The sequence below is a fragment of the Phenylobacterium sp. genome (assembly GCF_036501465.1).
Classification (GTDB): Bacteria; Pseudomonadota; Alphaproteobacteria; order Caulobacterales; family Caulobacteraceae; genus Phenylobacterium.
Map to the genome: position 1 here is coordinate 19,315 of NZ_DASYAF010000159.1, position 17,754 is coordinate 37,068.

Here is a 17,754-nt window from a genome sequence, read left to right on the forward strand (position 1 = left end):
TCCGCAGCGTTCCAGGCGCCGCCACCTTATCAGACAAAACGCCGGTATCAATTACAAATAGCATAGGAAAATTATGCTCTTCTTACGGGAAGTAGCGCCGCGGCGCGTCAGTCGTTTCCGCTGTCCTGGCCCTCGCCGGCCTTCGGATCGGGGACGTTCGCGGGCGGGGACCGGTCCGGCCCCGCCTGCCCAGAGCTGTCGGTTTCGGCGTCGGCTTCGGGGAGCACATAGCGCGGCGCGGCGTCCAGCCGGCTCTGCGGTGTCGGGATGCCCCCGCGGGGCCGGGGAGGGTTCGCCATGGCGGAGCGTCTCGCTTTCGGACCCGGGCCGCGCCATAGAAATCGCCGTTTGCGGCGGAGGGCCGGGCCGGACCAGAATAACAGCCTTCGGGTTCAGGAGTCTGACGTTTGCGCGACGGGATCGAAGAGGCGGTGCGCGAGAAGGAACGGGCGAGGCTCGTCTATCCCTTCGAGCAGGGGCCCAGGACCGGCGAAGCCATCGAGGTCGCGCCCGGCGTGCGCTGGCTGCGCATGCCGCTGGGCGGGGCGCTGGCTTTCATCAACGTCTGGGCGATCGACGATGGCCTGAACGAGAGAGGCGAGCGGCAGGTGGCGATCGTCGACACCGGCCTGGGCGGCGAGGCGACCCAGAGCGCCTGGAAGAAGGCCTTCGCCGGGCCGCTGGCGGGCCTGAAGGTCAGCCGGGTGTTCGTCACCCACATGCACCCCGACCATATCGGCATGGCCGGCTGGCTGACCCGGCGCTTCGACTGCCGGCTGTGGATCAGCCGCCTGGAGTTCCTGATGTGCCGCTCGCTGGCGGCCGACACCGGGCGCGAGGCGCCGCGCGACGCGCTGACCTTCTTCAGGGCCGCCGGCTGGGACGAGGACGCGCTGGAGACCTACAAGGCGCGCTTCGGCGGCTTCGGCCGTGCCCTGCACGCCCTGCCCGACAGCTTCCAGCGGCTGTCGGACGGCGACGTGGTGCGGATCGGCGAGCACGACTGGCATGTGGTGATCGGCTCGGGCCACAGCCCGGAGCACGCCTGCCTGTGGGCGCCCGAGCTCAAGGTCATCATCACCGGCGACCAGGTGCTTCCGAAGATCTCGTCCAACGTCTCGGTGTTTCCGACCGAGCCGAACGGCGACCCGTTGACCGACTGGCTGACCTCGCTGGCGCGGGTGAAGGCCACGGTGCCGGACGAGGTGCTGGTGCTGCCGGCGCACAACGACCCGTTCCACGGGCTGCACGCGCGGATCGACCACCTGATCGGCGGCCACGAGCGGGGGCTGGCGCGGCTGCACGCCCTGATCGCCGACCCCAAGCGGGCGGTGGATGTGTTCCGCGCCCTGTTCCGCCGCCAGATCGACCACGGCCTGCTGGGGCTGGCGACCGGCGAGAGCCTCGCCCATCTCAACTGCCTGATCGCCCGCGGCCAGGCGACCCGCACCCGCGGCGCGGACGGGATCGACTGGTACCAGGCGGCCTGAGGCCGTACAGCGGAGGCCCCGCTCTTCGGGAGAACGATCATGAGCCTCAAGGGCAAGACCCTGTTCGTCACCGGCGCCAGTCGCGGCATCGGCCTGGCCATCGCCCTGCGCGCCGCGCGCGACGGGGCCAATGTGGCGATCGCCGCCAAGACCGCCGAGCCGCACCCCAAGCTGCCGGGCACGATCTACACCGCCGCCGAGGAGATCGAGAAGGCCGGCGGCGCGGCTCTGCCGCTGGTGGTGGACGTGCGCGATGAGGCCTCGGTGATGGCGGCGGTCGAGCAGACGGCCCAGCGGTTCGGCGGCATCGACATCTGCGTGAACAACGCCAGCGCGATTTCGCTGACCGGCACGCTGGCCACCGACATGAAGCGCTACGATCTGATGAACCAGATCAACGCGCGCGGCACCTATCTGACCTCCAAGGCCTGCATCCCCTGGCTGAAGCAGGCGGCCAATCCGCATGTGCTGATGCTGTCGCCGCCGTTGGACATGAACCCGCGGTGGTTCTCGGGGCATACAGCCTACAGCATGGCGAAGTTCGGGATGAGCATGTGCGTGCTGGGCATGGCCGCGGAGTTCAAGGACGACGGGATCGCCTTCAACGCGCTCTGGCCGCGCACCGGCATCGCCACCGCGGCGATCAAGTTCGCCCTGGCCGGCGACGAGGGGCTGCGCCACTGCCGCACGGTGGAGATCATGGCCGACGCCGCGCATGCGGTCTTCGAGAAGGACGCGCGCAGCTTCAGCGGCAATTTCCTGATCGACGACACCTTCCTCTACGGCGAGGGCGTGCGCGACTTCGACAAGTACCGGGTGGATCCGAGCGCCAGCCTGATGCCGGACTTCTTCGTGCCGGACGACATACCGCCGCCGCCCGGCGTGACGATCGGCGAGGGGAGCCTGCAACCGCGATGAATGTCGGGACGACAGAGAAGGTCAAGATCCGCGTCGCCACCCTGGCCGACGTGTCGCTGATCCTGGAGTTCATCAAGGCGCTGGCCGAGTACGAGAAGCTGGGCCACGACGTCGAGGCCACCGAGGCCGACATCCGCCGCGACCTGTTCGGCGAGAACCCGCGCTGCTTCTGCGAGATCGCCGAGGCGGGCGGCCAGCCGGTGGGCTTCGCGCTCTGGTTCTACAACTATTCGACCTTCCGGGGCCGGGCCGGGATCTACCTCGAGGACCTGTTCGTGAAGCCGGAGGCCCGCGGTCTGGGGGCCGGCAAGGCGCTGCTGCGCCGGCTGGCGCAGCGCTGCGTCGACGCCGACCTGGGCCGGCTGGAATGGTCGGTGCTGAACTGGAACACCCCGGCCATCGAGTTCTACGACAGCCTCAACGCCGCGGCGATGGAGGAGTGGACGGTGCGCCGGCTCTACGGCGAAGCGCTGATGGCGCTGGCGGAGGGATAGGAGACCGGCCATGAGCGCGCCGCCCAAGACCGAGCTGGTCGCCACGCCCGACGAAGCGGCGGCGATCCGCACGGCGGTGCGGGCGGCGCAGGGCCGGGTGGTGGCGGGGCCGGAGCATGTGGACGGCCTCTACCAACTGCTGGCCGATCCGGCGGTGTCGGGGCCGATCTACGACCTGCCGAAGCCGATCACCCGCGACAGCGTCGCGGCCTGGGTGGCCGACAGCGAGGCCCTGCGCCAGGAGGGCCGCTGCATCCTGTCGGTGAACCTCGACGAGGCCGGCGCGGTGGGCGGCTATTCGCGGATCACCGTCTGGCCCGAGCGGGCCTCGGGCGAACTGGCGGGCGCGCGGCGCGGCGACCTGCAGAACTCCGGCCAGGGCGCGCGCGGCGTCGCCCAATCCATCGCCTGGATGTTCGAGCACCTGGGCCTGCGGCTGATCGGCCTCACCGCCGCCCTCGACAACGTCCGGTCCGCCAAGGCCATCGACGCGGCCGGCTTCCGACGCATGGGCGAGGTCGAGAGCACCCGGCCCGACGGGACGATCCGGCGGTCACTCTACTGGGAGCTGACCCGCGCGGATTGGGAGTTGCGGCACAGGCTGTAGCAAAACCTCCCCCATTCGGGGGAGGTGGCAGCGAAGCTGACGGAGGGGCGTTGAGGCCGTGCGCCGGTCGTGCCGCCATGGCCGATCCAGCGCCCTCTCCAGATGGTTTCGTGGTCCCCCCTCTCCCACTAATGGGAGAGGTTTTTCGAAGCCTAGGCCGGGGTCTTCTGCTGGTTGTTCTGGGATCCGGCCAGCGGGGCGCGGTTCAGGTCGAAGAACTTCGGCGCCATCTGCGGGACGGCCTCCTTGAGGATGGACTCCACCGTCCAGCTTTCGCCCTCCGGCTTGGTGCAGGTCACCACCGGGCGCGGCTGGCTGTAGAGGATGATGTTCTCGCCGGAGGAGCCGAAGATCTGGCCGGAGACGCCCGAGGCGGCCGGGCTGACCATGGCCACGGAGAAGCGGGCCGGCTGGTCGGGGCGGATCTTCTCGGCCATCACGGCGCGCCGCGCGGCGGCCGCCTCGTCCTTGATCGGCACCGACTGGGTCATCCGCGTCCAGGCGACCGGCGCCAGGCAGTTGGAGCGCACATTGTTGCGCGCGCCTTCCATGGCGATGATCCGCGACAGGCCCGCGATGCCCATCTTGGCCGCGCCATAGTTGGCCTGGCCGATGTTGCCGAACAGGCCGCTGGTCGAGGTGAAGAACATGTAGGCGCCGTCCTGCTGCTCGCGGAACAGCTCGATGGTGGCGCGCGCGACGTTGAAGGAGCCGCGCATGTGGACGTTGATCACCGAGTCCCACTCGGCCTCGCTCATCTTGTGGAACATTACGTCGCGAAGAATTCCTGCAGGATTAATGACTGCATGAAGGCCGCCGAAGGCCTTCTTGGCCTGTTCGACCATGCCGTGGACGGCGTCCAGGTCGGTGACGCTGTCGGAGTTGGAGACCGCCTCGCCGCCGGCCGCGCGGATCTCGGCGGCCACCGCCTCGGCCGGGCCCGCGGAGCCTTCGTCCTCGCCCTTCAGGCCCCCGCCCAGGTCGTTGACCACCACCTTGGCGCCTTCGCGCGCCGCGATCAGCGCGCAGTCGCGCCCGATTCCGTTGCCGCCGCCGGTGACGAGGACGACCTTGCCTGCCAATGCGCCCATGGATCTATCTCCCTATCCAATTTCGCCGAATGAATTGGCCGACAGTTATTCGAGCCGATCAGCCTTGCGCAAGGCGGGAAACAGGCCGGACCAGGCGGCCACGACCACCAAGGCGCCGACGCCGCCGAACAGGGCCGCGCCGACCGGCCCCAGGAAGCGGGCGACCACCCCGCTCTCGAACTCGCCGAACTCGTTGGAGGCGCCGATGAACACCGAGGAAACAGCCGCCACGCGCCCGCGCATCGGGTCCGGCGTGACCAGCTGCACCAGCGTCTGGCGGACGTAGACGCTGAGCATGTCGGCTCCGCCCAGCACGGCCAGGGCGGCGACCGAGACCCACAGGATGCGCGACTGGGCGAAGACGCAGGTGGCCAGGCCATAGAGGCCCACGCCGCCCAGCATGAAGAGGCCGGCGTGGCGGCGGATCGGCCGCGCGGCCAGCAGCAGGGCCACCACGGTCGCGCCGATGGCGGGGCCGGAACGCAGCACGCCGAAGCCCTGGGCGCCGATGTGCAGGATGTCGCGGGCGAAGCTGGGCAGGAGCGAGGTCACCCCGCCCAGCAGGACGGCGAACAGGTCGAGCGAGATGGCCCCGAAGACGATCTTCTGGTTCCAGACGTAGCTCAGGCCCTCCTTCATCAGTTGCCAGCGCGAGCCGGGGCTGACCTGCGGCTGGCCGCTCTTGCGGATGGCGAGCACGGCGGAGCCCGAGACCACATAGAGGCCGAAGGTGGTCAGGTAGGCCGCGGTGGTCGACTGGGCGACCAGGAAGCCGGCCGCGGCGGGCCCTATGATGGAGGCGGTCTGCCAGGCCAGCGAGTTCCAGGCGATGGCCCGCGGCAGGAGCTCACGCGGCACCAGCATGGGCCCCAGCGCCGTGTTGGCCGGGGCGAAGAAGGCGCGCGCGCAGCCGAACAGGAAGGCCACCCCCATCATGATCGACGGCGAGATCCAGCCCTGCCAGGAGGCCAGCGCCAGGGTGAGCACCGTGGCGATCTCGCCGGCGAAGCAGCAGAGCAGCACCTTCTTGCGATCGTAGCGGTCGGCGGCCTCGCCGGCGATGAGCGCCAGCAGGAACACCGGCACGAACGAGGCCAGGCCCAGCATGCCGACCAGGAAGGCGCTTTCGTCGACGGTTTTCCCGGCGGCGCGGGCCAGCCCGTACATCTGCCAGCCCATGGCCACGCTCTGGATCTGGCCGGCGAAGCCGCCGGTCCAGCGGCAGATCCAGAAGGCCAGGTAGTCGCGCTCCCTCAGCAGCGCCCTGGCCGAAGGAACGGGGGCCGACGGAACCGGGGCCGAGGGGACGGGAAGCGCGGGCGCGTCGGGCGTGGTCTCGGCCATGGGCGGGTGCAACCTGCCCAAACCCGCCCGCGCCTGCAATGGCTGGCGTGGTTTAGGGGCCGGCCCGGCGTTGACCTGCGGGGCGCAAGGCCCTATGTGCGCCGGCCTCGACCCCGCTTGGGTCCTTGGACCGGCCTTGAGATGCGAAGCCTTCGACGAACCGGGCGCGTGCGCCGCGCCTGCTGATCCGCCTCCGGCCCCGCGCCTTCGCGCGGCCGGGCTGTCGTCGTTTCCTTCGTCGAGGTCGCCTTCATGACCGCCCAACCTTCCAAACCCGCGCCGTCGGACCAGGCTCCGACACTGATCCTGCAACCCGAACGGCCGCAGGACGGCCCGCAGATCGACGCCCTGATCGAGCGCGCCTTCGGCCCCGGCCGCTATGCCAAGGTCTCCGAACGCGTGCGCGAGTTCGCCCAGTTCGCCCCGGAGCTATCGGTCTGCGCTTGGTCGCCAGGCCCTTCGGGGGAAGAGCGGCTCCTGGGCTGCGCGCGGATGTGGCGCGTGCGGGTGGGCGGCGCGCCCATCGCCTTCCTGGGCCCCTTCGCCGTGGAGGAGGGCGAGCGCAGCGCGGGCTTTGGCGCCCGGATGATCGCGCGCGCCTGCGAAGCCGCCGCGGCCGCCGGCGAGACCCACGTGCTGCTGGTGGGCGATGAGGCCTATTTCGGGCGCGTGGGCTTCGCCAACGCCCCGGCGCGCCGGATCGTCATGCCCGGGCCGGTGGATCCGAAGCGGGTGCTGGTCCGCGCGCTGACCTCGGACGCGGCGGAACTGGCGGGGCCGGTCCGGCCGGTCTGAGGCGCAGCCTCGCCGGCTGTCGCTTCGCGGTGAGGGGAGGTTGAGGCGGCCCTCCGGCGCGCCTACCTTCCCCGCATGGCCGAGGCGCCCAGCAAACCGAGTCTCGAGGGCGTGATCGCCGCGGCCAAGCAGGCTGCCCCAGATTCAAAGGAGGGCCGCGGCCTGCCGCCGGTGCACCTGTGGAATCCGCCGCACTGCGGGGAGATCGACATCTTCATCCGCAAGGACGGGGTGTGGTTCCACGAGGGCACGCCGATCGGCCGCGAGGCGCTGGTGCGCCTGTTTTCCACGGTGCTGCGCAAGGACCCCGACGGCATCTGCCTGGTGACCCCGGTGGAGAAGATGAAGATCCGGGTCGAGGACGCGCCCTTCGTGGCCACCCGCGTGGACCGCGAAGGCGACGTCTTGCGGTTCCTGACCAACGTCGGCGACGAGGTGGAGGCCGGGCCGGAGAATTACATCCGCGTGGAGATGGGCGAGGGCGGCGAGCCCCGGCCTTATCTGCACGTGCGGCGCGGGCTGGAGGCGCTGATCGCGCGCCCGGTGTTCTACGAGTTGGTGGAGCTGGCCGAGGAGCGGGACACGCCCGACGGGCCGACCCTTGGCGTGGCCTCGAACGGCGCCTGGTATCCGGTCGGGCCCCCTAACGCCCACAAGCTTGAGGCGCACCAGCGGTGAGCCTGCTGAGGGGCGGGCGCGGCGACCTGCGCGACTGGATCGGCGACCATCTGGACCCGCTGGAGACCTATGCGGCGTCGCAAGCCGGCCCGATCCGCTCGGACTTCGATCTTTCCAGGGCCTATCCCGATCCGGCCGAGGGCCCACTGACGCCGGCGGCGGTGCTGATCGGCCTGGTGGAGCGCGACGCGGGCCTGAACGTGATCCTGACGCGCCGCGCCGACACGCTTCGCCGCCACACCGGCCAGGTGGCTTTGCCGGGCGGGCGGCGCGATCCGGGCGAGACGCCCTGGCAGACGGCGCTGCGCGAAGCGCACGAGGAGATCGGGCTGGAGCCCCGCTTCGTCTCGCCGGTGGGGCTCTCGACGCCCTACCGCACCGGCACCGGCTATCTGATCACCCCGGTGGTGGGCTTCGTCTCCCCCGGCTTCACGCTCACGGCCAACCCCGACGAGGTGGCGGAGATCTTCGAGACGCCGTTCGGCTTCCTGATGGACCCTACCAACCTGGAGGAGCACGAGCGCGAACTTCCGACCGGCGAGAAGCGACGCTTCTACGCCTACACCCACGAGGACCGGTTCATCTGGGGCGCGACGGCGGGGATGCTGCGCGCGCTCTACGAGCGGCTCTATGGAGCCGCCGTTGCCTGAGATCGTCGCCTGGCGCCTAGCGCTCGCCGCGCTTCCCTTCGTGGTCTGGTTCGTCTGGCGGGCTTGGGCGCAGCGGACCGGCCGGCCGATGGGCTCGACGCCCTGGTCCTGGCTGTTCGCGGCGGGCGCGATGCTGGTCGGCTTGTCGTTGATCGCCACGGCGGTCTTCCATAGGGACAATCGCCACGAGGCCTATGTGCCGGCCCAGGCCACGTCGGACGGCAGCGTCAGCACCGGCTATTTCGAGAAGGGCGTTCCCGCATCCCCCAATCCCGCGCCCCCAACGGCGACGCTCCCGAGCGCGCGCAAATGACCGGGACGATCGGCCAACGCCCCTGGATGACCGAGCCGAAGGCTGCGGCGGTGCTGGACGCCCTGGAGGCGGCCGGCGGGGCCGACTGCGCCCGCTTCGTGGGCGGCTGCGTGAGGAACACCCTCCTGGGCCGGCCGGTGAGCGACATCGACATCGCCACGGTGCTGACGCCGGACGCGGTCACGAAGGCGTTGGCGGCCGCGGGGCTGAAGGCCGTGCCGACCGGGGTGGAGCACGGGACGGTGACCGCGGTCTCGGGCGGCCAGCCCTTCGAGATCACCACGCTTCGCCGCGATGTCTCCACCGACGGCCGCCGCGCGGTGGTGGCCTTCACCGCCGATTGGGAAGCGGACGCGCGGCGGCGCGACTTCACCCTGAACAGCCTCTATGCCCGGCGCGACGGGACGCTGTTCGACCCGACCGGCGAGGGTGTCGCTGACGCGCGGGCCGGGCGCATCGTGTTCGTGGGCGAGCCGGAGGCCCGGGTTCGGGAGGACTATCTGCGCATCCTGCGCTTCTTCCGCTTCTTCGCCTGGTATGGGAGCGAGCCGGCCGACGCCGCGGCGCTGGCCGCCTGCGAAAGGCTGCGCGGCGAGATCGGGACGCTCTCGGCCGAGCGGGTGTCGAAGGAGCTTCTGAAGCTGCTGGCCGCCGACGATCCGCGCCCGGCCGTGGCGTTGATGGCCCGCACCGGCGTGCTGGGCGAGGTGCTGCCCGCGCCGATCGACCTGGCGCGGTTCGAGGGCCTGGTGGCCATCGAGGCCGACCAGCTGTTCGAGTGCGACCCGCTGCTGCGCCTGGCGGCCCTGCTGGCCGATGACCAGGTGGGCGCAGTCCAGCTCGCAGAGCGCCTGCGGCTGGCGAACGCCGAACGCGACCGGCTGGCCGCGGCGCTCTCGCCGACGCCCGAGCTGAAGAGCTGGATGAGCCCCAGGGAGATTCGTCGCGCGGTCTATCGCCAGGGGCCCAGGGTGTTCCGCGACCGGGCCAAGCTGGCCTGGGCGCGGTCAAGCGGCACGGCGCCCACCATGCAATGGCGCGGGCTGATCGCGCTGGGCGAAGGCTGGAGCCCGCCCGCCTTCCCGCTCACCGGCGACGACGTGATCGCCGCCGGCGCGCCCAAGGGCCCGATGGTGGGCCAGGTGCTGCGCGAGGTGGAGGACTGGTGGGTCGACCAGGACTTCCTCGACGACCGGCTGTCGGTGATCGAGAAGCTGAAGGCGGTGACGCAGGGGATGGCGTTTTGAGTCCGCTCGCCCCCTCCGTCACCTGCGGTGACACCGCCCCCGATGTGTTCCCTTCTGGGGTGGAGCGATGGCGCACGCTCCTCTCCCGCACCGCAGAGTGCGGGGGAGGTGTCACCGCAGGTGACGGAGGGGGCGAAGGCAGTTGGCCAAAATGAAACTCGGCATCCTGAAAACCGGCCGGCCGCCGAAGGCTTGCGTCCCGCAGTTCGGGACCTATCCGGACATGTTCCGCCATCTGTTGGGGCAAGACGCCTACGACTGGGCGGCCTTCGATGTTGAGGCGGGCGAGTTGCCGCAGAGCCCGACGGCCTGCGACGGCTATATCGTCACCGGCGGGGCGGCGGGCGCCTATGAGCCGCTGCCGTGGATCGCGCCGTTCGAGGATTTCCTGCGCGCGGCGAAGGGACGGGCGGCGCTGGTCGGCGTTTGCCTTGGCCACCAGATCATGGCCCAGGCGTTCGGCGGCAAGGTGATCAAGTCGCCCAAGGGCTGGGGCGTCGGCGAGAACGAATACCGCATCGCGCTGCGCGAGCCCTGGATGGGCGAAGGCGCGCCGGCGACCATCCGCCTGCCGGCCAGCCACCAGGATCAGGTGGTGGAAAAGCCGCCGGGCGCCGAGGTCTGGGCGGCCAGCGACTTCACCCCCTTCGCAGGGCTGGTCTGGCCGGGCGAGCGGGCGATCTCCATGCAGCCGCATCCCGAGTTCGACCCGGCCTATGCCGTGGCCCTCATCGAGACCCGCCGCGACGGGCCGTTGACCCCGGAGATCGCGACCGCGGCGGTGGAAAGCTACGATCGCCCCGATGACCGGGCGCGCGTCGGCGACTGGATCGCGGCGTTCCTGGCGGAGAATTGCTGAGACCGGGACGCGAAGGTCCTTCTCCCGCAAGGGGAGAAGGAACAGGGAAGCCTGAACTTCTCGCTAGGTCCAGGCGACCAGCGGCGGCATGGAGCTCAAAATCGTCTCGATGTTGCCGCCGGCCTTGAGGCCGAACATGGTGCCGCGGTCGTAGAGCAGGTTGAACTCGACGTAGCGGCCGCGGCGGATGAGCTGCTGGGCGCGGTCGTCGTCGGTCCAGGGCTCATCCATGCGGTGGCGCACGATCTTCGGATAGACCGCGAGGAAGGCCTCCCCCACCGCGCGGGTGAAGGCGAAGTCGCGCTCGAAGTCGCCGGTGTCGTGGCGGTCGTAGAAGATGCCGCCGACGCCGCGCGTCTCGCCCCGATGCGGCAGGTAGAAGTACTCGTCGCACCAGGCCTTGAATTTCGGATACCACTCCGGGTCGAAGGGGTCGCAGGCGTCCTGCATGGCCTTGTGGAACAGGATCGCGTCGTCGGCCTGCTGGCTCCTCTGCTCGTCCAGCATGGGGGTGAGGTCGGCGCCGCCGCCGAACCAGCTCTCCGCCGTCGACAGGAACCGCGTGTTCATATGCACGGTGGGCACGCGCGGGCTCGCCGGATGGACGATCAGGCTGATCGAGGCCGAGACGTAGGAGGGGTCCTTGCCGGCGCCCGGCATGGTCTGCGCCATCTCCGGCGAGAAGCGGGCGACGGCGGCGGAGGTGTGGACGCCCGCCTTCTCGAACAGCCGGCCGCGCAGGTGACCGCCGATGCCGCCGCCGACCCCGGTCTCCCGCGTCCAGGGGCGCAGGTCGAAGCGGCCCGGCGCGTCAGGGTAGAGTTCCGCCGGCGCCTCATCCTCCAGGCGTTCCAGCTCGGCGATGATGCGGGTCTGCAGGCCTTCGAACCAGGCCTTGGCGCGGTCGCGGCGCCCCAGGATCTCGGGGGGCAGGGACGATGGGGCGGGCGCTTGAGCTTGCGACATGGCCTGTGTGCTAGCCGGTTGGGGCGCTGGTTGGAAAGCCGTTCGTCTGGCGCAGGGCCTCGCTGAGCGCGATCGCCGCGCTCACGGTGAGGTTCAGGGACCGCGCCCCGGGCGTGAGCGGGATGAACAGCCGTTCCTGCGCCGCGGCATGGACTTCCGGCGGGGCGCCGGCGCTCTCGCGGCCGAACAACAGGGTGTCGCCGGGGTGGAATTCGAAGCCGTGGAGGGGCGCCGCGCCCTTGGTGGTGAACAGGATCAGCCGGCCTTCGGCCCGCTCCGGACCGGCGAGAAAATCCGTCCACCCCGCGTGCCGTTTGAGGTCCGCCATTGCCCCGTAGTCCATCGCCGCGCGGCGCACGCCGGCGTCCGACAAGGGGAAGCCGCAGGGCTCGATCACGTCCACCGGGACGCCCAGGCAGGCGCCCAGCCGCAGAGCGGCGCCGACGTTTTGCGGAATGTCCGGTTGAAAAAGGGCCAAACGCATTCTAAGCGAACCGCGACGGGTTAGGCCGGGGCAATGGACGATTCACACCCGAGGCTGTGCGGGGTTCGCAGGGCCATCGGGGAAGAGTATCGGACACGCGAGTTTCCTGCCGGGCCGTCGTGACTTAAAAGCCCTTACCAGAGCCTCTGGCAGGGTCCAAAGACGCCAGGCCCCGAGGTCTCATGCGAGGCTCTTGGGAGCCTTGAAACGAAGGGTAGCTTTAGGTGGCCGACACCGTCGCGGGCGCAAGTCCCGATCCGCACGTTTCGGGTGACGACCCGAATCGTCGCGACTTCATCCATATCGCCGCGGGCGTGGCTGCGCTCGGCGTGGTCGGCGGTCTCGCCTGGCCGTTCATCGACCAGATGAACCCGGCCGGCGACACGCTCGCCCTGGCGTCCATCGATGTGGACATCTCGAAGGTCGTCGAAGGCCAACAGATCGTCGTGAAGTGGCGCGGCAAACCGCTGTTCGTCCGCTACCGCACGCCCAAGGAGATCGAGGAGGCCATCGCCGGCGACCACGCCGACCTGCGCGATCCGGCCACCGACGAGAGCCGCCACAAGCCGGGCAAGGCCCAGTACCTGATCCTGATCGGTGTGTGTACGCACCTGGGCTGCGTGCCGACCTTCGGCGGCGGCGACTACGGCGGCTGGCTTTGCCCGTGCCATGGCTCGGTCTACGACACCTCCGGCCGCATCCGGCGGGGTCCCGCGCCGCTGAACCTCGCGATTCCGGACTACAGCTTCCTCTCCGATTCCAAGATCAAGGTGGGCTGACGGATGAGCGGACCCTCGACCTACGAGCCGAAGACCGGTTTCGAGCGCTGGCTCGACGCGCGCCTTCCGATCCTTCGCTTCGCCAACGACACCATGGTGACGTTCCCGACGCCAAAGAACCTGAACTACTGGTGGACCTTCGGCGGCATCCTGGCGATGATGCTGGGCATCCAGATCGTGACGGGCGTCATCCTGGCGATGCACTACGTCCCGCACGTGGACTACGCCTTCAATTCGGTCGAGCGCATCATGCGTGACGTCAACTACGGTTGGCTGATCCGCTACACGCACGCCAACGGCGCCTCGATGTTCTTCCTGGCGGTCTACATCCATATGTTCCGCGGCCTCTACTACGGCTCCTACAAGGCGCCGCGCGAGGTGCTGTGGATCCTGGGCTGCGTGATCTACCTGCTGATGATGGGCACGGCCTTCTTCGGCTACGTCCTGCCCTGGGGCCAGATGAGCTTCCACGGCGCGGTGGTGATCACCAACCTGATCGGCGCGATCCCGCTGGTCGGCCCCTCGATCACCACCTGGCTGTGGGGCGGTTTCGCGGTGGACGACCCGACGCTGAACCGCTTCTTCTCGCTGCACTACCTGCTGCCCTTCGTGCTCGCCGGCGTCGTCGGCCTGCACATCTGGGCGCTGCACGTGCCGGGCAACAACAACCCGACTGGCGTGGAGGTGAAGTCCAAGGAGGACACCGTCCCGTTCCACCCCTACTACACGGTGAAGGACGGCTTCGCGATTTCGGTCTTCCTGATCATGTACGCGGCGTTCGTCTTCTACATGCCGAACGTGCTGGGCGACGCGATCAACTACGTCCAGGCCAACCCATTGCAGACCCCGCTGCACATCGTGCCCGAATGGTACCTGCTGCCGTTCTACGCGATCCTGCGGGCGGTCCCGAACAAGCTGATGGGCGTGATCGCCATGGGCGGCGCGCTGCTCACCCTGTTCGTGCTGCCGTGGCTGGACACCTCGAAGGTGAAGTCGATGCGCTATCGCCCGACAGCGCGGCTGTACTTCTTCATCTTCATCTTCGCCTGCCTGGTCCTGGGCCTTTGCGGCGCGCATGCGCCGGACGACATGGTGATCCCGGGCGCGTCCGGCCTGCAGTTCCTCGACGCGAACATCAACAGCTACGTGTGGCTGTCGCGGGTGGGCGCGCTCTACTACTTCGCCTACTTCTGGGTGATCACGCCGCTGCTGGGGTTGACCGAAACACCCTTGCCGGTGCCGGAGTCCATCTCCTCCCCGGTCCTGTCGCATCCCGCCTCCGCGCCGTCCGGCGCCGCGGCGTCGCCTGAAAAGAGGGGTTGAGCCTGATGCTGCGCAAAGGTTTCGCGTTCGCGGCGCTCGGGCTCGCGGTGGTGGCCGCGTCTTGGGCCGGCCCGCTGGCCGGGTCGGCGTCCGCCGCCACGACCCAGGCAGAGCCTCGGGAACAGGCCTGGTCCTTCGACGGGCCGTTCGGCCGGTTCGATAAGGAACAGCTCCAGCGGGGCTACAAGGTCTATCGGGAGGTCTGCTCGGCCTGCCACTCGATGAACCTGATGTCCTTCCGTAACCTCGGGCAGAAGGGCGGGCCGTTCTACGATCCGAAGTACCCGAACCCCAACAACAACCCGGTGGTGAAGTCCCTGGCGCACGACATCCAGGTCAAGGACATCGACACCGACACCGGCGACCCGATCACCCGCCCGGCCACCCCCGCCGACAAGTTCCCCGCGCCCTTCGCCAATGAATATGCGGCGAAAGCGTCCAACGGCGGCGCCGTTCCGCCGGACCTGTCGGATATGGCCAAGGCGCGCGACGGCGGGCCGAACTACATCTTCTCGATCCTGACCGGCTTCAAGAAGCCGCCGCCGGGCCTGACCATGCCAGCCGGCAAGTACTGGAACCCCTGGTTCCCGGGCGACCTCAGCGGCAGCTGGAGCGGGGCAAAGGACAAGGTGCCGGAGGGCGGCTCGATCGGCATGCCGCCGCCGCTCACCGACGGCAAGGTGACCTTCGACGACGGCCATCCCGACAAGATCGCCGACGAGGCCCGCGACGTGGCGGCCTTCCTGGCCTGGGCTTCGGATCCCAAGGCCGAGGAGCGCAAGTCGTTCGGCCTGGGCGCGATGATCTATCTGGTGATCTTCTCGATCCTGCTGTGGTTCAGCTACAAGCGGATCTGGCGCAACGTCGGCCACTAGGTCACGCTGTACCGCGATCGATCAGGGCCCCGGTTCGCGCCGGGGCCTTTTTCGTTGCGGTCAGCGGCGCCGGCGCAAGGCCTCGAGCGCGGCCACCGTCGGGGCGGTCAGCGGGGTCGGCAAGGCGGCGAGGTCGAACCAAGCCAGGCCGCTGTGCTTGGCGGGTTCGCGAAGCTGCGGCTCGCCCTGGAAGCTCATGGCCAGATAGGCGGGCGCGACCCAGTGGTAGCCCGCCGCGCGGTCGATCATGTCGCAGACGCTGATCAGTTCGAGCGCCCCCAGCACAAGGCCCGTCTCCTCCTCGACCTCGCGGCGCACGGCGTCCACGGTCGGCTCGAAGGGATCGACCTTGCCGCCGGGGATGCCCCAGGCGCCGGCCTCCGGCGGGGTGAGGCGGCGCTGCAGCAGGATCGCGCCGTCGCGCAGGATCACCGCGCCGCCGCCCACGCGCGGCCAGCCTGCGAACTCAGCGGACATGCTTGCGGCCTCCGGGGGACGCCTTCAGCGGGGCGGCGAGCATCAGGCGATTCCTGGCCAGGTCGAGGCGCAAGCGGAAGCGCGACAGGATCGGCGCGCCGATCTGGCCGACCAGCGCCGGGTCCTCCGCGGCGACCAGGCCCGAGGCCAGGTTCTCCACCAGGCCGCCCGCGAAGGAGAAGGCGCGCAGGCGCGGGCGCAGGACGCCATAGGGATAGGCTTCCTTCGGCTTGGCGGCCCCCGGCGCCGCGGCCGCGGCGTCGCTGACGCGAACGGCGGTGTCGGCGCCCACCCCCAGGGAAAAGCCGCCGCCGGCGGCGTGCGGCCCGTCCGAGACCGCGGCGGCCACCACGGGCCGTCCGGCGATCCAGCTCAGCGGCAGGGTGCGCAGCGCGCGGAACCGCGGCGCATGGCCGGGCCGCGAGAGGCGGATGCGGCAAGGGTGGAAATCGACGTCGAGGACATAGCCCTTCAGCACGTCGGCGCCGATGACGCCGGCGACCGGCGTGGGCAGGGCGCCGGTGCGCAGGTCCAGGGTCTGCACCGAGACGGCGGCCCGCGGGACCGTCACCCCGGCCAGCCGCACCGGGCCCTGCAATTCGGTGTCCGCGAAGCCCGCGGCCTGAGCCTGGCTGTCGGCGAGCTCGGTGTGCGGTGTGGCCGGATCCAGGATGAAGTCGCCGGTGACGCCCATGACCTCGGCGCCCACCACCACCACCTGGTTCTCGTACCAGCAGCGCGCGGCCGCGGCCCGCGCCGTGGGCGCGCAGGCCAGCGCCGCGAGGGCGCAATACAGCGACAAGGGGCGACTCAAGGGCCGGTTCACCAGGCGAGGATAGGCGCTAGTCGAAGCCTCTGGCGATGTCGCGCCTTACGCCTGCCGCAAGAGGTCCCTAACTAGGGCGCATGGCCTACACGCGGGCGTGGCGGAACTTCAAGCGGATGCAGGACCTGACGGTCGCGGCCGCCTGCCTGATCTACGCGGCCGGCGCGATCAACGCCCTGCAGCGGCTGCCCGGCGGCCCGGCCGTCGCCGCGCGCTGGACCTTCCTGTGGCCGCTGGCCTTCCTGGTCCCCTCGCTGCTGCTGCCGCTGATCATTCCGCCGGTGAAGCGCTGGCTGGCGCGCTATGTCTGGATGAGCTTCCAGGCCGGCTTCGGCCAGACGCCGGGCTCGGTGGTGGTGGGCGTCGCGCTTCTGATGGGCGCTGGCCTGTTCATCTGGGAAGAGGTGGGCCGGGCGGTCCGCGCGGGCCAGCTCGGCGCCAACGTCTTTTCCGCCTACGCCGCCGGCATCGGCATCCTGGCCGCCCAGGCGGTGCTCACCCGCGCGCTTGAGAAGACGCCCGAGGTGCAGGCGCGGATCATGGAGCGGGGCTGAGGGCTAAGGCGCGGCGCCCACCCGCACCGGCAGGTAGTTGCACGGCAGCCTCGGGTTCCGCGTGAGCCCCAGCACGGTGACCCGGTCGCCGGGATGAAGCTGCATCGACGGCAGGGTCGCCACGGCGTGCCGCTCGCCGCTGTCGAGCTCCACGAACACCCGCGGGGTCTCGGCATAGTCGGGGTCGATCTGGCCCTTCAGGCGTTTCTGGACGGCGACGATCCGCGTGGCCGAGGCTTCGCGATCCTCCACGCCCCGCACCGTTCCGGGTCCCATGGCCGGCGCGGCCTCCGGGAGGTCCAGCCCGCAGGCTTTCGGCGCCGCTGGGACCAAGGCCGCCGTGCCTGGGCCCCCGCCCGGGGTTCGTTCGATGGTCGCCGTCAGCAGGCTGAAGCGGAAGGCATGGCCCTCGGCCATCCGCAGCGGATGGGCGAGACCGCCGGGGTCCGAACCCTCCAGCCGGACGGTGTAGTGCGCGCCGTCGGCTTCGCGCTCCAGCCGGTAGGCGATGGGCCAGGCGCGGTCCGACCTGGCGGCGCCGTCACGCAAGACGGGATCGGACCTGTGCAATCGGGCGACCACGTCGCGGAAGGTGGCGTCGACCGGCAACTGGTCGGCGACCACCTGGCACTTGCCGGGGCTGAGCTCGGCGAGGACCACATGATCGCGGAGAAGGTCGTTGGTCCAGACCTTGACCGCCGGGTCCTTGAACAGGTGGCGCTCGGCGGGTTCAGCCGGGCGCAGGTCCGCCTTGGCCTCCGGCGGCAGCTCGGCCACGCCGGCGCCGTGCTCGCGGCTGTAGAGGCAGCGGGCGACATCCAGATAGAAGCCCTCGGCCGCCTTGGCCTGGGTCAGGCCGGGCGTCGGCACGGCGATCGGCGCGAGCGACTGGGCGTGGCCGGCGCCGGCCAGGGTCGCGACGACGGCGAGGGCGACGACGGATCGGCCCGCTAGGCCTGGGCGCAGCATGGGTTTCCCTCCGAT

Annotated in this window: 22 protein-coding genes; 14 read left to right on the top strand and 8 right to left on the bottom strand. The window is 70.2% G+C overall.

The window, feature by feature from the left end; all coding sequences use genetic code 11:
- Positions 1-107: 107 nt before the first annotated feature.
- Positions 108-299 (bottom strand): hypothetical protein, encoded by a 192-nt coding sequence (locus VGL85_RS18230; RefSeq protein ID WP_331590426.1) that lies wholly within the window; start codon positions 297-299, stop codon positions 108-110.
- 108 nt (positions 300-407) lie between these two features.
- Between VGL85_RS18230 and VGL85_RS18235 the strand changes: the two genes are divergently transcribed.
- The 4 genes from VGL85_RS18235 to VGL85_RS18250 are packed head-to-tail and all read left to right on the top strand — an operon-like array spanning position 408 to position 3,509.
- The gene (locus VGL85_RS18235) at positions 408-1,490 is read left to right on the top strand and encodes an MBL fold metallo-hydrolase (RefSeq protein WP_331590427.1); all 1,083 of its coding nucleotides are present in this window, start codon (positions 408-410) and stop codon (positions 1,488-1,490) included.
- Positions 1,491-1,529: 39 nt separating this feature from the next.
- Positions 1,530-2,408 (top strand): NAD(P)-dependent oxidoreductase, encoded by an 879-nt coding sequence (locus VGL85_RS18240; protein ID WP_331590428.1) that lies wholly within the window; start codon positions 1,530-1,532, stop codon positions 2,406-2,408.
- Complete coding sequence (locus VGL85_RS18245) at positions 2,405-2,902, top strand: GNAT family N-acetyltransferase (protein WP_331590429.1); 498 nt, start codon at positions 2,405-2,407, stop codon at positions 2,900-2,902. Before VGL85_RS18240 ends, VGL85_RS18245 begins: the two co-directional genes overlap by 4 nt.
- A 10-nt stretch (positions 2,903-2,912) precedes the next feature.
- The gene (locus VGL85_RS18250) at positions 2,913-3,509 is read left to right on the top strand and encodes a GNAT family N-acetyltransferase (protein WP_331590430.1); all 597 of its coding nucleotides are present in this window, start codon (positions 2,913-2,915) and stop codon (positions 3,507-3,509) included.
- Between the two features lie 152 nt (positions 3,510-3,661).
- Here VGL85_RS18250 and VGL85_RS18255 read toward each other — a convergent pair whose 3' ends face one another.
- The gene (locus VGL85_RS18255; protein WP_331590431.1) at positions 3,662-4,600 is read right to left on the bottom strand and encodes an SDR family NAD(P)-dependent oxidoreductase; all 939 of its coding nucleotides are present in this window, start codon (positions 4,598-4,600) and stop codon (positions 3,662-3,664) included.
- Positions 4,601-4,645: 45 nt separating this feature from the next.
- Positions 4,646-5,944, bottom strand: a complete 1,299-nt coding sequence (locus tag VGL85_RS18260) for an MFS transporter (RefSeq protein WP_331590432.1) — start codon at positions 5,942-5,944, stop codon at positions 4,646-4,648.
- Between the two features lie 252 nt (positions 5,945-6,196).
- Here VGL85_RS18260 and VGL85_RS18265 point away from each other — a divergent pair, with 252 nt between their 5' ends.
- The 6 genes from VGL85_RS18265 (at position 6,197) to VGL85_RS18290 (ending at position 10,486) form a co-directional block, all read left to right on the top strand.
- Complete coding sequence (locus VGL85_RS18265) at positions 6,197-6,739, top strand: N-acetyltransferase (protein WP_331590433.1); 543 nt, start codon at positions 6,197-6,199, stop codon at positions 6,737-6,739.
- Between the two features lie 75 nt (positions 6,740-6,814).
- Positions 6,815-7,417, top strand: coding sequence for a DUF1285 domain-containing protein (locus tag VGL85_RS18270; RefSeq protein ID WP_331590434.1), 603 nt, complete (start codon positions 6,815-6,817; stop codon positions 7,415-7,417).
- Positions 7,414-8,067: a CoA pyrophosphatase gene (locus VGL85_RS18275; RefSeq protein ID WP_331590435.1), complete on the top strand. Its 654-nt coding sequence runs from the start codon at positions 7,414-7,416 to the stop codon at positions 8,065-8,067. Before VGL85_RS18270 ends, VGL85_RS18275 begins: the two co-directional genes overlap by 4 nt.
- Positions 8,060-8,380 (top strand): hypothetical protein, encoded by a 321-nt coding sequence (locus VGL85_RS18280; RefSeq protein WP_331590436.1) that lies wholly within the window; start codon positions 8,060-8,062, stop codon positions 8,378-8,380. The genes VGL85_RS18275 and VGL85_RS18280 overlap by 8 nt, the downstream gene beginning before the upstream one ends.
- Complete coding sequence (locus tag VGL85_RS18285; protein WP_331590437.1) at positions 8,377-9,627, top strand: CCA tRNA nucleotidyltransferase; 1,251 nt, start codon at positions 8,377-8,379, stop codon at positions 9,625-9,627. Before VGL85_RS18280 ends, VGL85_RS18285 begins: the two co-directional genes overlap by 4 nt.
- 151 nt (positions 9,628-9,778) lie before the next feature.
- A complete protein-coding gene (locus VGL85_RS18290) occupies positions 9,779-10,486 on the top strand; it encodes a type 1 glutamine amidotransferase (protein WP_331590438.1) in 708 nt (235 codons plus the stop codon).
- Between the two features lie 63 nt (positions 10,487-10,549).
- Here the strand turns inward: VGL85_RS18290 and hemF are convergent, their stop codons facing one another.
- A complete protein-coding gene (gene hemF / locus VGL85_RS18295) occupies positions 10,550-11,452 on the bottom strand; it encodes an oxygen-dependent coproporphyrinogen oxidase (RefSeq protein WP_331590439.1) in 903 nt (300 codons plus the stop codon).
- A 10-nt stretch (positions 11,453-11,462) separates the two neighbouring features.
- A complete protein-coding gene (locus tag VGL85_RS18300) occupies positions 11,463-11,936 on the bottom strand; it encodes a tRNA (cytidine(34)-2'-O)-methyltransferase (RefSeq protein WP_331590440.1) in 474 nt (157 codons plus the stop codon).
- A 224-nt stretch (positions 11,937-12,160) separates the two neighbouring features.
- On the opposite strand from VGL85_RS18300, the gene petA reads away from it, so the two are divergent.
- Genes petA through VGL85_RS18315 form a run of 3 tightly spaced genes read left to right on the top strand, consistent with a single transcriptional unit; the run spans position 12,161 to position 14,913 of the window.
- Complete coding sequence (gene petA, locus VGL85_RS18305; RefSeq protein WP_331590441.1) at positions 12,161-12,715, top strand: ubiquinol-cytochrome c reductase iron-sulfur subunit; 555 nt, start codon at positions 12,161-12,163, stop codon at positions 12,713-12,715.
- A 3-nt stretch (positions 12,716-12,718) separates the two neighbouring features.
- Positions 12,719-14,038: a cytochrome b gene (locus VGL85_RS18310; RefSeq protein ID WP_331590442.1), complete on the top strand. Its 1,320-nt coding sequence runs from the start codon at positions 12,719-12,721 to the stop codon at positions 14,036-14,038.
- 5 nt (positions 14,039-14,043) lie between these two features.
- Positions 14,044-14,913 (top strand): cytochrome c1, encoded by an 870-nt coding sequence (locus tag VGL85_RS18315; protein WP_331590443.1) that lies wholly within the window; start codon positions 14,044-14,046, stop codon positions 14,911-14,913.
- A 60-nt stretch (positions 14,914-14,973) separates the two neighbouring features.
- Here the strand turns inward: VGL85_RS18315 and VGL85_RS18320 are convergent, their stop codons facing one another.
- Positions 14,974-15,390, bottom strand: a complete 417-nt coding sequence (locus tag VGL85_RS18320) for an NUDIX domain-containing protein (RefSeq protein ID WP_331590444.1) — start codon at positions 15,388-15,390, stop codon at positions 14,974-14,976.
- The gene (locus VGL85_RS18325; RefSeq protein WP_331590445.1) at positions 15,380-16,192 is read right to left on the bottom strand and encodes a hypothetical protein; all 813 of its coding nucleotides are present in this window, start codon (positions 16,190-16,192) and stop codon (positions 15,380-15,382) included. Before VGL85_RS18325 ends, VGL85_RS18320 begins: the two co-directional genes overlap by 11 nt.
- Positions 16,193-16,296: 104 nt before the next feature.
- Here VGL85_RS18325 and VGL85_RS18330 point away from each other — a divergent pair, with 104 nt between their 5' ends.
- Positions 16,297-16,770: a hypothetical protein gene (locus tag VGL85_RS18330; protein WP_331590446.1), complete on the top strand. Its 474-nt coding sequence runs from the start codon at positions 16,297-16,299 to the stop codon at positions 16,768-16,770.
- Positions 16,771-16,773: 3 nt separating this feature from the next.
- Here VGL85_RS18330 and VGL85_RS18335 read toward each other — a convergent pair whose 3' ends face one another.
- Positions 16,774-17,739, bottom strand: a complete 966-nt coding sequence (locus VGL85_RS18335) for a hypothetical protein (RefSeq protein WP_331590447.1) — start codon at positions 17,737-17,739, stop codon at positions 16,774-16,776.
- Between the last annotated feature and the right edge of the window lie 15 nt (positions 17,740-17,754).

Excerpts from the sequence above, each read along its gene's own strand:
- VGL85_RS18230 (WP_331590426.1), bottom strand. The coding sequence starts at position 299 with ATGGCGAACCCTCCCCGGCCCCGCGGGGGCATCCCGACACCGCAGAGC.
- VGL85_RS18240 (WP_331590428.1), top strand. The coding sequence starts at position 1,530 with ATGAGCCTCAAGGGCAAGACCCTGTTCGTCACCGGCGCCAGTCGCGGC.
- VGL85_RS18245 (WP_331590429.1), top strand. The coding sequence starts at position 2,405 with ATGAATGTCGGGACGACAGAGAAGGTCAAGATCCGCGTCGCCACCCTG.
- VGL85_RS18250 (WP_331590430.1), top strand. The coding sequence starts at position 2,913 with ATGAGCGCGCCGCCCAAGACCGAGCTGGTCGCCACGCCCGACGAAGCG.
- VGL85_RS18255 (WP_331590431.1), bottom strand. The coding sequence starts at position 4,600 with ATGGGCGCATTGGCAGGCAAGGTCGTCCTCGTCACCGGCGGCGGCAAC.
- VGL85_RS18260 (WP_331590432.1), bottom strand. The coding sequence starts at position 5,944 with ATGGCCGAGACCACGCCCGACGCGCCCGCGCTTCCCGTCCCCTCGGCC.
- VGL85_RS18265 (WP_331590433.1), top strand. The coding sequence starts at position 6,197 with ATGACCGCCCAACCTTCCAAACCCGCGCCGTCGGACCAGGCTCCGACA.
- VGL85_RS18270 (WP_331590434.1), top strand. The coding sequence starts at position 6,815 with ATGGCCGAGGCGCCCAGCAAACCGAGTCTCGAGGGCGTGATCGCCGCG.
- VGL85_RS18285 (WP_331590437.1), top strand. The coding sequence starts at position 8,377 with ATGACCGGGACGATCGGCCAACGCCCCTGGATGACCGAGCCGAAGGCT.
- VGL85_RS18290 (WP_331590438.1), top strand. The coding sequence starts at position 9,779 with ATGAAACTCGGCATCCTGAAAACCGGCCGGCCGCCGAAGGCTTGCGTC.
- hemF (WP_331590439.1), bottom strand. The coding sequence starts at position 11,452 with ATGTCGCAAGCTCAAGCGCCCGCCCCATCGTCCCTGCCCCCCGAGATC.
- VGL85_RS18300 (WP_331590440.1), bottom strand. The coding sequence starts at position 11,936 with ATGCGTTTGGCCCTTTTTCAACCGGACATTCCGCAAAACGTCGGCGCC.
- VGL85_RS18310 (WP_331590442.1), top strand. The coding sequence starts at position 12,719 with ATGAGCGGACCCTCGACCTACGAGCCGAAGACCGGTTTCGAGCGCTGG.
- VGL85_RS18315 (WP_331590443.1), top strand. The coding sequence starts at position 14,044 with ATGCTGCGCAAAGGTTTCGCGTTCGCGGCGCTCGGGCTCGCGGTGGTG.
- VGL85_RS18320 (WP_331590444.1), bottom strand. The coding sequence starts at position 15,390 with ATGTCCGCTGAGTTCGCAGGCTGGCCGCGCGTGGGCGGCGGCGCGGTG.
- VGL85_RS18330 (WP_331590446.1), top strand. The coding sequence starts at position 16,297 with ATGGCCTACACGCGGGCGTGGCGGAACTTCAAGCGGATGCAGGACCTG.
- VGL85_RS18335 (WP_331590447.1), bottom strand. The coding sequence starts at position 17,739 with ATGCTGCGCCCAGGCCTAGCGGGCCGATCCGTCGTCGCCCTCGCCGTC.